14 protein-coding genes are annotated in these 14,378 nt (G+C 73.5%); 10 read left to right on the forward strand and 4 right to left on the reverse strand.

Features of this window, described 5'->3' with window-relative positions:
* Positions 1 to 154: 154 nt before the first annotated feature.
* Positions 155 to 1,420, reverse strand: coding sequence for a glycosyltransferase 87 family protein (locus ACY0MR_RS26415; protein ID WP_388802145.1), 1,266 nt, complete (start codon positions 1,418 to 1,420; stop codon positions 155 to 157).
* Between the two features lie 89 nt (positions 1,421 to 1,509).
* Here ACY0MR_RS26415 and ACY0MR_RS26420 point away from each other — a divergent pair, with 89 nt between their 5' ends.
* A complete protein-coding gene (locus ACY0MR_RS26420; protein ID WP_404079995.1) occupies positions 1,510 to 2,652 on the forward strand; it encodes a glycosyltransferase family 4 protein in 1,143 nt (380 codons plus the stop codon).
* Between the two features lie 236 nt (positions 2,653 to 2,888).
* On the opposite strand, the gene ACY0MR_RS26425 is transcribed toward ACY0MR_RS26420, so the two are convergent.
* On the reverse strand, positions 2,889 to 4,685 hold the full coding sequence (locus ACY0MR_RS26425) for an AMP-dependent synthetase/ligase (protein ID WP_361847889.1): 1,797 nt from the start codon (positions 4,683 to 4,685) through the stop codon (positions 2,889 to 2,891).
* Between the two features lie 255 nt (positions 4,686 to 4,940).
* Between ACY0MR_RS26425 and ACY0MR_RS26430 the strand changes: the two genes are divergently transcribed.
* The 6 genes from ACY0MR_RS26430 to ACY0MR_RS26455 all read left to right on the forward strand — a co-directional run bounded on the left by ACY0MR_RS26430 (position 4,941) and on the right by ACY0MR_RS26455 (position 9,942).
* Positions 4,941 to 5,708 carry a metallophosphoesterase family protein gene (locus ACY0MR_RS26430; protein WP_473555755.1) on the forward strand — a complete coding sequence of 256 codons (768 nt, stop codon included), beginning with the start codon at positions 4,941 to 4,943 and terminating at the stop codon, positions 5,706 to 5,708.
* 90 nt (positions 5,709 to 5,798) lie between these two features.
* On the forward strand, positions 5,799 to 6,242 hold the full coding sequence (locus ACY0MR_RS26435) for an SRPBCC family protein (protein ID WP_473555757.1): 444 nt from the start codon (positions 5,799 to 5,801) through the stop codon (positions 6,240 to 6,242).
* Positions 6,243 to 6,428: 186 nt separating this feature from the next.
* Positions 6,429 to 7,562 (forward strand): ArsA family ATPase, encoded by a 1,134-nt coding sequence (locus ACY0MR_RS26440; RefSeq protein WP_473555759.1) that lies wholly within the window; start codon positions 6,429 to 6,431, stop codon positions 7,560 to 7,562.
* A 43-nt stretch (positions 7,563 to 7,605) separates the two neighbouring features.
* On the forward strand, positions 7,606 to 8,115 hold the full coding sequence (locus tag ACY0MR_RS26445; RefSeq protein WP_361847877.1) for a DUF5304 domain-containing protein: 510 nt from the start codon (positions 7,606 to 7,608) through the stop codon (positions 8,113 to 8,115).
* Positions 8,116 to 8,181: 66 nt separating this feature from the next.
* On the forward strand, positions 8,182 to 9,123 hold the full coding sequence (locus ACY0MR_RS26450; RefSeq protein ID WP_388802160.1) for an ROK family glucokinase: 942 nt from the start codon (positions 8,182 to 8,184) through the stop codon (positions 9,121 to 9,123).
* A 72-nt stretch (positions 9,124 to 9,195) separates the two neighbouring features.
* Positions 9,196 to 9,942, forward strand: coding sequence for an endonuclease/exonuclease/phosphatase family protein (locus ACY0MR_RS26455; RefSeq protein ID WP_473555762.1), 747 nt, complete (start codon positions 9,196 to 9,198; stop codon positions 9,940 to 9,942).
* 66 nt (positions 9,943 to 10,008) lie between these two features.
* Here the strand turns inward: ACY0MR_RS26455 and ACY0MR_RS26460 are convergent, their stop codons facing one another.
* Complete coding sequence (locus ACY0MR_RS26460) at positions 10,009 to 10,683, reverse strand: hypothetical protein (protein WP_388802166.1); 675 nt, start codon at positions 10,681 to 10,683, stop codon at positions 10,009 to 10,011.
* Positions 10,676 to 11,458, reverse strand: coding sequence for an alpha/beta hydrolase (locus tag ACY0MR_RS26465; protein WP_404079987.1), 783 nt, complete (start codon positions 11,456 to 11,458; stop codon positions 10,676 to 10,678). The genes ACY0MR_RS26460 and ACY0MR_RS26465 overlap by 8 nt, the downstream gene beginning before the upstream one ends.
* A gap of 202 nt (positions 11,459 to 11,660) precedes the next feature.
* On the opposite strand from ACY0MR_RS26465, the gene ACY0MR_RS26470 reads away from it, so the two are divergent.
* The 3 genes from ACY0MR_RS26470 to ACY0MR_RS26480 are packed head-to-tail and all read left to right on the forward strand — an operon-like array spanning position 11,661 to position 14,323.
* Positions 11,661 to 12,392, forward strand: coding sequence for a lysophospholipid acyltransferase family protein (locus ACY0MR_RS26470; protein WP_148004468.1), 732 nt, complete (start codon positions 11,661 to 11,663; stop codon positions 12,390 to 12,392).
* A gap of 48 nt (positions 12,393 to 12,440) precedes the next feature.
* Positions 12,441 to 13,652, forward strand: a complete 1,212-nt coding sequence (gene macS, locus ACY0MR_RS26475) for a MacS family sensor histidine kinase (RefSeq protein ID WP_392042389.1) — start codon at positions 12,441 to 12,443, stop codon at positions 13,650 to 13,652.
* Positions 13,649 to 14,323: a response regulator gene (locus ACY0MR_RS26480; RefSeq protein ID WP_388802175.1), complete on the forward strand. Its 675-nt coding sequence runs from the start codon at positions 13,649 to 13,651 to the stop codon at positions 14,321 to 14,323. The genes macS and ACY0MR_RS26480 overlap by 4 nt, the downstream gene beginning before the upstream one ends.
* The last annotated feature ends 55 nt before the right edge of the window (positions 14,324 to 14,378 follow it).

A 14,378-nucleotide genomic window follows, 5' to 3' on the forward strand; every position in this document is an offset into this window, starting at 1 on the left:
AGCCTCCGCGGCGGCCCCTTCGCCGCCTTTCCCGTGCCGCTGAAGCGTGTCGACCGAGAGAATCGGGTTGTTCATGTCAGCAGGAGAACCTCACAGGCGGGCAAAGGTGCACCAGGGTAGCACCCGTGCGTATCGGTGTTCGGGCCGCTACCGTTCAGGCCGAACCTGCCAGGACCTTTTCGCGCTCGGGCTGCCGTGCCTGTCCGGGGATCCGCACGACACCGGCGTCGGTCACCGTGTGCCGCCACAGGGTGCGGCAGGCGGAGAGGGCGGCCCACACCAGGAGGCCGTTGCGCAGGAACAGCACCGCGATGCCCAGGGGATCGCTCTGCGTCACGTGCGAGAACCAGACGGGGAACTCGAACTGCGTCACGGCCGTCGCCCACAGCACCAGATGGGCGGGGCGCCGCATCCGCGACGAGCGGTAGGCGAGGCAGACCGCGGCGAGGCCGAACAGCCAGATCATGTACTGCGGTGAGATCACCCGGCTCGTCACCGTGAAGAGCAGGACCGCGACGAACGCCGCGTCCGCCGTCGTCGACGAGTCGAACCGGCGCGCCCGGTACCGCCACAGCGCGAGCCAGCCGAACGCGGCCGCCGTCAGCACCATCGCCCCGGTCGACACCCAGGACACGTAGGGGCCGAGGAACTCCATCGACCCGTAGTTCATCCGGGCCTCGCCCTCCCAGCCGACGTGCCGGGCGACGTGGAAGACCATCGCCCCCAGCGACTCGACCTCCGTGCCCCGCTCGCTCTGGTACGAGAGGAAGGCCAGCGACCCCGGCATCCAGGCCGCGCACAGCAGCAGCACCCCGGCCGCCGTGCCCGCCGCCACCGGCCAGGAGCGCCGGGTCGCCCCGCCCTTCGGGGTGCCGGCCAGCAGCAGCGCCGGCCACACCTTGAGGACGGCGCCGAAGCCGGCGAGGACCCCGAGGACCCGCGGGTCGCGGCGGACGGCCAGCAGGGCGGCCATGGCGACGGCCGTCACCATGATGTCGTAGCGGGCGTACGCGGTCGGGCCGAGCAGGGGCACCGCGGCCAGCCAGAGCCACGCCCCCCGCATCGACCGGCCCGCCCGGCGGCCGGTGTGCAGCAGGAGGCCCATGACGACGGCGTCGCAGAGGAGCGCGAGCACGAAGAACGCCGTCTTGTAGCCGAGGAAGGGCAGCAGCGCGGGGGAGAGCACCGCGAGCGCGGCGGCCGGCGGGTACTGCCAGGTCACGTCGTCCCGGGGGTACACACCGGTCCGCAGGACGTCGTACCAGCCCTGGTAGATCTGCTCGACCTCCAGCGTCGCGTCCGGGCCGGGGACCACGACGATCCTGAACGCGCACAGCAGGAGGACGATCCGGGTCAGGCCCCAGAGGCCGAGCGGGAGGCGGAGACGCGCGCGTGATCCCGTTCCCACTGCCCCCGTCATACCCGTCCCGTTCCTCGTCCTGTCGGCCCGCTGCCGCGGGGGAGTGGTGGTGCTGGGCGGTGGGTGCGCTCGCGGTACTGTCGGCCCCGATGCACAAGACCCTGATCGTAACCAACGACTTCCCGCCGCGACCGGGCGGAATCCAGGCCTTCCTGCACAACATGGCCCTCCGTCTGGATCCCGAGCAGATCGTGGTGTACGCCTCCACCTGGAAGCGCAGCCGCGAAGGGATCGAGGCGACGGCCGCGTTCGACGCCGAGCAGCCTTTCACGGTCGTCCGGGATCGCACCACCATGCTGTTGCCCACACCTCGGGTCACGGCCCGCGCCACCGCGCTCCTGCGCGAGCACGGCTGCACGTCCGTGTGGTTCGGCGCGGCCGCGCCGCTCGGGCTGATGGCCCCCGCGCTGCGCCGGGCCGGCGCACGGCGGCTGGTCGCCACCACACACGGCCACGAGGCCGGCTGGGCGCAGCTGCCCGCCTCCCGCCGGTTGCTGCGGCGCATCGGCGAGGGCACGGACACCCTCACGTACCTCGGCGAGTACACCCGCTCCCGGATCGCGACGGCCCTCACGCCCGCCGCCGCCGACCGCATGAGGCAACTGCCGCCGGGGGTCGACGAGAAGACCTTCCACCCCGACTCGGGCGGCGCCGGGGTCCGCGCCCGCCTCGGACTGAGCGACCGCCCCGTCGTCGTCTGCGTCTCCCGGCTCGTGCCCCGCAAGGGCCAGGACACCCTGATCCGGGCCATGCCGCTGATCCTCCGCCGGGTGCCGGACGCGGTCCTCCTGATCGTCGGCGGCGGCCCGTACGAGAAGGACCTGCACCGGCTCGCCGCCGAGACCGGCGTGGCCGGATCCGTACGCTTCACCGGCGCCGTCCCGTGGTCGGAGCTGCCCGCCCACTACGGGGCCGGCGACGTCTTCGCCATGCCCTGCCGCACCCGGCGCGGCGGCCTCGACGTCGAAGGCCTCGGCATCGTCTACCTGGAGGCCTCCGCGACCGGACTCCCGGTCGTCGCGGGCGACTCGGGCGGCGCCCCCGACGCGGTCCTCGACGGGGAGACGGGCTGGGTCGTCCGGGGCGGTTCCGCCGAGGACACCGCCGACCGCGTCACCACCCTCCTCCTCGACCCCGAGCTCCGCGCCCGCATGGGCGAGCGGGGCCGGGCCTGGGTCGAGGAGAAGTGGCGCTGGGACCTCCTCGCGGAACGGCTCAAGGAACTCCTGTAGCGCCCGGCGCCCACGGAGGGCTGTCAGGGCCCCAGGGCGGGCTCCGGCCCGCCGACGGGCGTCGCGAGGCCCGCGGGCGCACGGGCCCGCGGAAGGCCGGCCGCTGGGCTGGGACCAAGGGCTGAGCCCCCCGGACCCGCGCCTGGGCGTCACCAGCCCCGCGAGGCTGCGGAAACGGGCGGGAGGCCCGGGGCGGTGGTCGCCCCGGGCCTCCCGCCCGTCCCCGCACCGGACCGTCAGGCCCGGTAGATCGCCTCGATCTCGTCCGCGAAGTCCTTCGCCACCACGTTCCGCTTGAGCTTCAGGGACGGCGTGATGTGGCCCGCCTCCTCGGTGAACTGGGCCGGGAGGATGCGGAACCGGCGGACCGACTCCGCCTTGGAGACCGCCGCGTTGCCGTCGTCGATCGCCCGCTGGACCTCCGCCACCAGGTCCGCGTCGTCGCGGAGCGTCGCCGCCGTCGAGCCGGCCGGCTTGCCGTTCTCCGAGGCCCAGCGCCCCAGGAACTCCTCGTCGATCGTGACCAGCGCGCCCACGAACGGACGCCCGTCGCCGACCACCATGCATTCCGCGACCAGCGCGTGCGCCCGGATCCGGTCCTCGATGACCGCCGGGGCGACGTTCTTGCCGCCCGCCGTCACCAGGATCTCCTTCTTCCGGCCGGTGATCGCGAGGTAGCCGTCCTCGTCGAGCGTGCCGATGTCGCCCGTGTGGAACCAGCCGTCCGCGAGCGCCTCGGCCGTCGCCGACTCGTTGTTCCAGTACCGCGAGAAGACGTGCTCGCCGTGCAGCAGCACCTCGCCGTCGTCGGCGATCCGCACCACCGAGCCCGGCAGCGGCTGACCGACCGTGCCGATCTTCTGCCGGTCCCAGGGGTTGAAGGCCGTCGCCGCGCACGACTCCGTCAGGCCGTAGCCCTCCAGGACCGTGAAGCCGATGCCCCGGAAGAAGTGGCCGAGCCGCTCGCCCAGCGGCGCGCCGCCCGAGATCGCGTACTCGCCGCGGCCGCCGAGCACCGCCCGCAGCTTGCTGAAGACCAGCTTGTCGAAGACCTTGTGCTTCAGCCGGAGGCCGAAGGACGGGCCCTGCGGGGTGCTCAGCGCCCGGCTGTACGCGATGGCCGTGTGCGCGGCCTTGTCGAAGATCTTGCCCTTGCCGTCGGCCTGCGCCTTGGCCCGCGCCGAGTTGTACACCTTCTCGAAGACCCGGGGCACGCCCAGGATCAGCGTCGGCCGGAACGAGGCCAGCTCGTCCGTGAGGTTCTTGATGTCGGGGACGCAGCCGAGGCGGATCGGCGCCATCACGGACGCGACCTCGACGAGCCGCCCGAAGACGTGCGCGGCGGGCAGGAACAGCAGCACCGAGCACTCGCCGGTGCGGAAGAGCGGCTTCAGCCGCTCCACCACGTTGCCGCACTCCGCGAAGAACGCCCGGTGGGTGAGGACGCAGCCCTTGGGGCGGCCCGTCGTGCCCGAGGTGTAGACGATCGTCGCCGGGTCGTCCGCGTTCGCCGCCGACATGCGCGCGTCGAGCAGCGCGTCGGACACGTCGAGGCCGGTCGCGGTCAGCTGCGCGACCGCGTCGTCCTCGATCTGCCAGATGCCCTTGAGGTCGGGCAGGTTCTCCTGGACCGACACCACCGACTCCTGGTGGGCCGCGCTCTCGACGAGCACCAGGGTCGCGCCCGAGTCACCGAGGATCCACTGGATCTGCTCCGGCGAGCTGGTCTCGTACACCGGTACGGTCACACCGCCCGCGCTCCAGATCGCGAAGTCGAGGAGGACCCACTCGTAGCGCGTGCGGGAGAGCAGCGCGACCCGGTCGCCCGGCTCGACGCCGGCGGCGATCAGACCCTTGGCCGCCCCGCGGACCTCCGCGAGGAACTGCGTCGCGGTCACGTCCGTCCACACGCCGTCGACCTTGCGTCCCATGACGGCGACGTCTGGGTGCTGGGAGGCGTTGCGGCGGATGAGATCCGTCAGGTTGCCGTCCGCGGGGACCTCGTACAGGGCCGGAAGGCTGAACTCGCGCAAGACTGCTGCTCCTCATCGGGCGCCGGCGCCACGGCTCTGTGTGATGCACCGGTGTAGTCCAAGAACTGGCGGGTGCTCCGTGGGGGAGAGCACGACTGGACTGCCCGGACGTTACCCATCAGTACACGGTTCCGGATAGGGGGTTCCGGCCAGATGTTCCGTGCGTCACACCTGTGTGGCGGTGCTCTCCGCACAGTAATCCACAGGTTTCCGGACTCGGAAGTAACCGCAGGTGACACCCCCTAAGGTGGGCCCATGCGAGTCCATGTGGTCAGTGATGTGCACGGCAACGCCGGAGACCTCGCCAGAGCGGGGGACGGCGCCGACGCCCTGATATGCCTCGGGGACCTGGTCCTCTTCCTCGACTACGCCGACCACAGCCGGGGGATCTTCCCCGACCTCTTCGGCGTCGAGAACGCCGACCGGCTGGTCGAGCTGCGCACCGCCCGCCGCTTCGACGAGGCCCGCGACCTGGGGCGCCGCCTCTGGGCCGAGCTCGACGTCGACCGCGAGACCGCGATCGAGGCCGCGGTCCGCCGGCAGTACGCCGAACTCTTCGCCGCCTTGCCCACCCCCACCTACGCCACCTACGGCAACGTCGACATCCCCCGCTTCTGGCCCGAGTTCGCCCGGCCCGGGACCACCGTCCTCGACGGCGAGCGGGTCGAGCTCGGCGGCCTCGTCTTCGGCTTCGTCGGCGGCGGACTGCGCACCCCGATGCGCACCCCGTACGAGATCTCGGACGAGGAGTACGCGGCGAAGGTCGAGGCCCTCGGCGAGGTCGACGTCCTCTGCTCCCACATCCCGCCGGAGGTGCCGGAGCTGACGTACGACACCGTCGCCCGCCGTTTCGAGCGCGGCAGCCGGGCCCTGCTCGACGCCCTCCGGCGCACCCGGCCCCGCTACGCCCTCTTCGGCCACGTTCACCAGCCGCTGGCGCAGCGGATGCGGATCGGCTCCACCGAGTGCGTGAACGTCGGACACTTCGCGTCGACGGGCAGGCCCTTCGCCCTGGAGTGGTGACGGGCCCCGCCGCGCAGCGCGATAGCCTTCCGTCGGCACGTCTGTGCCCCTTTTACTTCCGCCGGACCGCACAGTGGAGGAGCCACCGCGATGGCCGAACACACCAGCTCGAGCATCACCATCGAGGCGGCACCGGCCGACGTCATGGGTGTGATCGCCGACTTCGCCCGCTACCCGGAGTGGACGGGCGAGGTGAAGGAGGCCGAGGTCCTGGAGACCGACGGCTCCGGCCGCGCCGAGAAGGTGCGGCTGCTCCTCGACGCCGGCGCCATCAAGGACGACCACACCCTGGCGTACACCTGGACCGGGGGCAACGAGGTCAGCTGGACGCTGGTCAAGTCCCAGATGCTCCGCGCCCTCGACGGCTCCTACCAGCTCGCCCCGGTCGGCGGCGGCGACCGCACCGAGGTCACCTACCAGCTGACCGTCGACGTCAAGATCCCCATGCTCGGCATGATCAAGCGCAAGGCCGAGAAGGTCATCATCGACCGCGCGCTCGCGGGCCTGAAGAAGCGCGTCGAGTCGGGCGCCTAGGCCGTCTCTTCCTGATCTTGCCTGACCGGCAAGATCCGAAAGAGACGGCCCAGGCCGTCCCGGGACGCGCCGGTCAGGCCGGATCGGCAGGACGCCCCGCGCCCCGCGCCGCCCCGGGCGGGAGCCGTTCCGGCGGAACGGACGCCCGCGCCCGGGGTGGCGCGGGGCGCCGGTAACGTCCTCCGCATGCGGATCATCCTTGTCACCGGCCTCGGCGGCGCCGGCCGGACCACCGTCGCCGCCGCCACCGCCCTCGCCGAGGCGCGCGCCGGCCGCCGCGTCCTGCTCGTCTCCGAGGACGCCGCTCCGCTGCCGGACCACGACGGGCTCCGCCTCCTGCGGCCCCGGTCGGCCGACGACTTCCGCCGCGAGTTCCTCACCCTCCAGGACCGCTCCTCCGCCGCCCTCGACCTGCTGGGCGCCGCGCCCTTCGAGGACGCCGAACTCACCGAGCTCCCCGGCAGCCGCCCCTTCGCCCTGCTCCGCGCCCTGCGCGACGCCGCCGAGGGCGGCCACGACCTCGCCGTCGTCGACCTCCCGCCGCTCACCGAGGCCCTCGCCCTGCTCGCCCTCCCCGAGCAGCTCCGCCGCTATCTGCGCCGCCTCCTGCCCGCCGAGCGCCAGGCCGCCCGCGCCCTGCGCCCCATGCTGGCCCAGCTCGCCGGGGTCCCGATGCCCGCCCAGTGGCTGTACGAGACCACCGCCCGCTGGGAGGCCGAGCTGGCCGCCGTCCAGGCCGTCGTCGAGGCGCCCGGCACCAGCGTCCGGCTGGTCCTCGAACCCGGCCCCGCCGCCGTCCGAGCCCTGCGCGCCGCCCGGCTCGGACTCGCGCTGCAGCGTCTCCCCCTCGACTCCGTCGTCGCCAACCGGCTGCTGCCCGCCGACTCCGAGGACCCCTGGCTCGCCGGACTCACCGCCGAGCAGCACCGGCACCTCGCGGAACTGCGCGCCTGCGCCGGCGCGGTCGACGAGCTGCCGCACCTCGGCCGGGACCCCCGCGGCCCCGAGGACCTCGTGCTCCTGGCGCCCGCCCGCCGCCCGGCGGACCTCCCCGACCCCGTACCGGCCTGGTCCGTCGAGGACCGGCGCGAGGAGGACGGCGTCCTGGTGTGGCACATCGGCCTCCCCGAGGCGGTCAAGCAGGAGCTGTCCCTCGTCCGCAGGGGTGACGAACTGCTCCTGACCGCGGGGGCCTTCCGCCGCAACGTGCCCCTGCCGGCCGCCCTGCGCCGCTGCACCGTCACCGGCGCGGCACTCGTCGACGGGGACCTCCGGGTCCGCTTCACCCCGGACCCCGGGCTCTGGCCCCGTACCCCCTGAGGGGGCGTGTACCGTCGAAGTACCAGCCAGTGAGGAGTGCGCCATGAGCGATTCGGATGCCTGGGCCAGGGCGTGCGCCGAGGACCTGGAGGCGGAGAAGGCCCGACGCCGGGCGGAGCGCGGCGCGGACACCGGCTCCGCCGCCGACGAGTTCCGCAAGCTCTTCGAGGCCGTCGCGGAGAAGGTCTCCGGAGGACTGGGGAACCCGCTGCTCGCGGGCCAGGCCGCGCAGACCGTGCAGCAGCTCGTCAACCAGGCGAAGGCCGCCGTCGAGCCCGTGATCGAGCGCAACCCGCAGGTCTTCGACCACCTCGCCGCCGCGGGCAGCGAACTGCTCGCCGCCTACCGCTCCGCCGTCGAGTCCCACGAGACCCGCTGGACCCGCGACGGGAAGGTGACCCCCGACGACCCGCGCGACCCGCGCCGGGACGCCGACGGGACGGCCGAGGACGGCGGCGCGGACACCGGCCGGGCCGCCGCCGGGGAGGCGCCCGACGGCGACCGCAAGGACGACGAGGGGCCGGGAACCGGCCAGCACATCGACCTGGACTGATCGGGACGGCCGTCCCCCTCGGGTACGGTGGGCCTTAGCGGGGCTCGACCGAAAACTGAGGGACACATGGGACTCACCATCGGCGTCGACATCGGCGGCACGAAGATCGCGGCCGGCGTGGTCGACGAGGAGGGCAACATCCTCGACACGCACAAGGTGCCCACCCCGCCGACCCCCGAAGGCATCGTCGACGCGATCTGCGCCGCGGTGTCCGAGGCCGGCAAGGGCCACACGATCGACGCCGTCGGCATCGGCGCCGCGGGCTACGTCGACGACAAGCGCGCCACCGTCCTCTTCGCGCCGAACATCGACTGGCGGCACGAGCCGCTCAAGGACAAGGTCGAGCAGCGGGTCGGCCTGCCCGTCGTCGTCGAGAACGACGCCAACGCGGCGGCCTGGGGCGAGTACCGCTTCGGCGCCGGCCAGGGCCACGAGGACGTCATCTGCATCACCCTCGGCACCGGCCTCGGCGGCGGCATCATCATCGGCAACAAGCTGCGCCGCGGACGCTTCGGCGTGGCCGCCGAGTTCGGCCACATCCGGGTCGTCCCGGACGGCCTGCTGTGCGGCTGCGGCAGCCAGGGCTGCTGGGAGCAGTACGCCTCCGGGCGCGCGCTCGTCCGCTACGCCAAGCAGCGCGCCAACGCCACCCCCGAGCGGGCCCAGGTCCTCCTCGGCCTCGGCGACGGCACCCCCGAGGGCATCGAGGGCCGGCACGTCAGCCAGGCCGCCCGCGCCGGCGACCCGGTCGCCGTCGACTCCTTCCGCGAACTGGCCCGCTGGGCCGGCGCCGGCCTCGCGGACCTCGCCTCGCTGTTCGACCCCTCGGCGTTCATCGTCGGCGGCGGCGTCTCGGACGAGGGCGACCTCGTCCTCGACCCGATCCGCAAGTCCTTCCGGCGCTGGCTGATCGGCGGCCAGTGGCGTCCGCACGCCCAGGTCCTCGCGGCCCAGCTCGGCAACAAGGCCGGTCTGGTCGGCGCGGCGGACCTCGCCCGCCAGGGCTGAGCCGTCACTCGTCCGACAACCGCCCGTCGCGTCCCCGTGGACACGGCGGGCGGTTGTCGTACGTTACCTGTCATGGCGATCAGTGAGCTGCCCAACTCCCGCACCGAGGAGGACGGTTCGGCCGTCCTCCGGGTCCTCAGCTACAACGTGCGCTCGATGCGCGACGACGAGGACGCTCTCGCCCGGGTCATCCGGGCCTGCGATCCCGACCTCGTCTTCGTCCAGGAGGCGCCGCGCTTCTTCCGCTGGCGCAAACACGCGGCCCGGCTCGCCGCCAAGAGCGAGCTCGTGATGCTGAGCGGCGGCGCCACCGCGGCCGGGCCGATGCTGCTCTGCTCCCTGCGGGCCACCGTGGAACGCACCGAGGACGTCCTGCTGCCGCTCACACCGGGCCTGCACCGGCGCGGCCTGGCGACCGCCGTCGTCCGCTTCGCCCGGGCCCGGGTCGGCCTCATCAGCTGCCATCTCAGCCTGCGCAAGGACGAGCGGTACGCCCAGGCGGGCATGGTCCTCGACCGGGTCGCCGCCCTGGGCACCCCGCACACCCTGGTCGGCGGCGACCTGAACGAACGGCCCGAAGGCCCCGCCTTCCGGCGGCTGGCGAACGAGCTCCGGGACGGCTGGGAGACCAGTCCCTGGGGAGGCGCGTACACCTCGACCCCCGCCGATCCGCACCAGCGGATCGACGCGATCCTCGCCACCCCCGGCGTCGAGTTCCTCGGCTGCGGGGTGCCGACCGACCTCGACCCCGCGGACCTGCGGGCCGCCACCGACCACCTGCCCGTCCTGGCGGCGGTGCGGGTGCCCGCGGGCCCCTGAGGGCGGCACCGACTCCGGCCGGGGCCGCAGGCCACCGGCCGGCGCACGGGTCCGGTGCCGGGACGGTCAGACGACCGCGCCGCGGCCCGGGTCGTCGAAACCGTCGTCCTCGTCGTCGTGCTTCATCCGGCCCACCAGCGTCGCGAAGCCGCCGAGGAAGCCGCCGATGCACAGCGTGGTCAGCCACCACGTCATGTCCCAGCCCAGCAGGACCGCGACCAGCATCAGCACCGGGCCGCCGACCACGGCCAGCCAGGCGAACCTGGTCGTCGCGTCCGTCTCGGGCAGCGGAGGCGGCTCCGGCGGCACGAAGTGGCCCTCGTCGGAGTCGCCGGACGCCTCGTCCGGCTCGGCGGGGGAGTAGTCGCGCGGGCCCGCGGGGCGCACGCCGGGCGCGAAGACCACGGAGCTGCCGAGCGCGGGCCGCTCGGGCCCCGCCTCCGGCTCCTCCTCCGCCCCGGGCTCCTCGGAGCCCTCGGGCGCCGCGCCGCCGGGCGCCGGCCTCGGCTTCCACGGCGTGCCCTTCCCGGCCGCCGGCGCCGGACGCACCGGCCGGACCTCGCCGTCACCCTCGCCGTCGCCCTCCGGCTCGGGGAGCGACAGGTTCTCGACGGTCCGGAACGGCTTCGCCCCGGGCGGGTCGGCGGGCTCCTCGCCGTACCCCGCGACGATCGCGGCCCACGCCGCCTCCTCGTCGACGGGCTGCGGCTCCCGCCCGGCGCCGTCCTGCTCCTCAGCCACCGCTCCTGCTCCCCTTCTCGTCCACGAGACCCGGCGCGAGCCGCTCGACGAAGGCCAGGCTCTCGTCGAAGACGCGCTCCGCGTCATGGTCCAACGTCGCCACGTGGTAGCTCTGTTCCAGCAGGACCTCCCGGACGTCCGTCGAGGAGATCCGGGACAGGATCCGGGCCGAGTCGACGGGCGGCACGACGTGGTCCTGCGGGCTGTGGAGCAGCAGCACCGGCTGCGTGACCTGCGGAAGCTCCGCGTCCACGGTCTGGAAGAAGCGCCGCAGGGAGTGCGCCGCGTGCAGCGGCACCCGGTCGTAGCCCAGCTCGGTGACGCCCTCCTTGGCGATGTCGCTCGCGATGCCCCTGGTCGACGGGACCAGATGGCGGGCGACCGGCAGGGCGTACGCCGCCAGGCCGTGCACCTTGTTGCCCGGGTTCACCAGGACGATGCCCTTCACGGCGTCCCCGTGCCGCGCGGCGAGCCGCAGGGTCAGCGCCCCGCCCATGGAGAGGCCGAACACGAAGACCGTCGCGCACCGCTCCAGGAGCTCGCCCAGCGCCCGGTCGACCTCGGCGTACCAGTCGTGCCAGGTGGTGAGCTGCATGTCCTGCCAGCGGGTGCCGTGGCCGGGCAGCAGCGGAAGGGACACCGTCAGACCGCGTGCGGCCAGGAACTCGGCCCACGGGCGCAGCGACTGCGGGGAACCGGTGAATCCGTGACAGAGAAGGACGCCGACCTCTCCGCCTTCATGGCGGTACGGCTCGGCTCCGGGAAGGACCGGCACCGGGGGTCTCCTGTTCGCTCGGCTTCGCGTCCGCCTTCGGGTGCGCCCTGGGTGCGCCGAGGCGACGGAAAGATGGGGAAGGACCTTCACGGTACGCGACCGGACCGACACCGACCAGGGCCGTAGCGGGGGCCGTACGCCGGTACGGGATAAAGTCGTCGCCACGGCACACGGAAGGCATGGCGAGTTGATCTACGGCGCAATGAAGTTCTCCCTCGGAGGGTCCCTGAAGCTCGCCTTCCGGCCCTGGGTGGAGGGTCTGGAGAACATCCCCGCCGACGGGCCCGCGATCCTGGCGAGCAACCACCTGTCGTTCTCCGACTCCTTCTTCCTGCCCGCGGTGCTCGACCGGAAGGTCACCTTCATCGCCAAGGCGGAGTACTTCACCTCGCCGGGCGTGAAGGGCAAGCTCACCGCCGCCTTCTTCAAGGGCGTCGGCCAGCTCCCGGTGGACCGCTCGGGCGCGCGCGGCGCGGGCGAGGCGGCGATCAAGGCCGGCATCGAGGTCATCGAGAACGGCGGCCTCTTCGGGATCTACCCGGAGGGCACCCGCTCGCCCGACGGCCGCCTCTACCGGGGCAAGCCCGGCGGCCTCGCGCGCGTGGCCCTGGCCACCGGCGCGCCGGTGATCCCGGTCGCCATGATCGACACCGAGAAGATCCAGCCGCCCGGCAAGGTCGTCCCCAAGCTGATGCGCCCGGGCATCCGGATCGGCAAGCCGCTGGACTTCACCCGGTACCAGGGCATGGAGGGGGACCGCTTCATCCTCCGCTCGGTGACCGACGAGGTCATGTACGAGATCATGAAGCTGTCCGGCCAGGAGTACGTCGACATCTACGCGACCGCCGCCAAGCGGCAGATCGCGGACGCGGAGAAGGCGGCCAAGGAGGCCGTGAAGGCCGAGATCGCCGCTCGGGAAGAGTCCGGCGCGTAGGCGTCCGGCGGGAAGGCGTCCCCTCGGGGACGTCCGGGGGTGGGGGAGATGGCCAAGCGCGAGCGTGTCGTGCGCATGTCGGTCGAGCAGCCGCTGTGGCGGGCGCTGACCGGCTACCGCGTCCTGACCATGGTCTACGCGGTCCTGCTGTTCGCCTTCGGGCGCGAGCGGTACGAGCGGCCCTGGGTGGCCCTCCTCTATCTGGCGTTCCTGTGCGTCTGGACGCTCGCGACCCTCCCCAAGGTGGCGAACGCGGCCAGCTGCACCAAGCGCTTCCTCGTCGCCGACCTGACCGTCGCCCTCGTCGGCATCCTCCTCACCCCGCTCGCCGACGCCCAGGCCCAGTCCGTCGACCACTCCACGCTGCCGACGATATGGACCGCCGGATCGGTCCTCGCGTACGCCATCAAGGGCGGCTGGCGGTGGGCCGGAGTCGCCTCGTCGCTGGTCGCCGTCGCCAACCTCGTCGAGCGCGGCCACCCCAGCCGGGACACCCTCCACAACGTCCTCCTCGTCTGGGTGGCCTCCATCGCCATCGGCTACGTCGTCGAGGTCGCCCGCGCCTCCGAGCGGACCCTCGCCCGCGCCCTGGAGATCGAGGCCGCCACCCGCGAACGGGAGCGGCTCGCCCGGGACATCCACGACGGCGTCCTCCAGGTCCTCGCGATGGTGCAGCGCCGCGGCACCGCCCTCGGCGGGGAGGCCGCCGACCTCGGCCGGATGGCCGGGGAGCAGGAGGTGGCCCTGCGGACCCTCGTGGCCGGCGGCCTCAACCGGCCCAGCCTGGTCTCCGAGGACGAGTCCGAGGGAGCCGTCGTCCGGGTCGTCGACGAGGACGAGGAGCACGACGACGGTCCCGTCGACCTGCGGCTGCTGCTCGCCCCCCGCGCCGGGGCGAAGGTCACCCTCTCCGAGCCCGGGGCGCCCGTGCTGCTGGCGCCGCCCGCCGCCCGCGAGCTGGCCGCCGCCGTCGGCGCCGCCCTGGACAATGTGCGGGTGCACGCCGGGAGCGGGGCCCGGGCCTGGATCCTCGTTGAGGACTGGCCCGACGAGGTGATCGTCACCGTCCGGGACGACGGCCCCGGCATCCCGGAGGGCCGCCTCGCCCAGGCGGAGGGGGAGGGCCGGATGGGCGTCGCCCTCTCCATCCGGGGGAGACTGCGGGATCTGGGCGGCACGGCCGAGCTGATCTCGGTCCCCGGACAGGGCACGGAAGTCGAGTTGAAGGTTCCCCGGGGGAAGGCAGGACAAGGAAGATGAGCGAGCAGCAGCGGATCAAGGTGATGGTCGTCGACGACCACCCGATGTGGCGGGACGCGGTCGCCCGCGACCTGGCCGAGGCCGGCCTCGACGTGGTCGCCACGGCCGGCGACGGCGAGCAGGCGGTGCGCCGCGCCCTCGCGGCCGCGCCCGACGTCCTCGTCCTGGACCTGAACCTCCCGGTGAAGCCGGGCGTCCAGGTCTGCAAGGAACTCGTCGGCGGCCGCCCCGGCCTGCGGGTCCTGGTCCTCTCGGCCAGCGGCGAGCACGCGGACGTCCTGGAGGCGGTGAAGTCCGGCGCCACCGGCTACCTGCTCAAGTCGGCGAGCACCGAGGAGCTGATCGACGCCGTCCGGCGGACGGCCGCCGGCGACCCCGTCTTCACCCCCGGCCTCGCCGGACTGGTCCTCGGCGAGTACCGCAGGCTCGCCACCGAGCCCGCCCCCACCGCCGGAACCGACGAGCCGAAGGCCCCGCAGCTCACGGAGCGCGAGACGGAGGTCCTCCGGCTCGTCGCCAAGGGCCTCAGCTACAAGCAGATCGCCGAGCGCCTGGTGATCTCGCACCGCACGGTGCAGAACCACGTCCAGAACACCCTCGGCAAGCTCCAGCTGCACAACCGGGTGGAACTCGTCCGGTACGCCATCGAGCGCGGCCTCGACGACGCCTGAGCCGGCGGACGGCCCGCCCGGCGTCCCGGGGACGCCGGGCAGGGCGGCGGGGCGG

Source organism: Streptomyces sp. JN8, assembly GCF_055808075.1.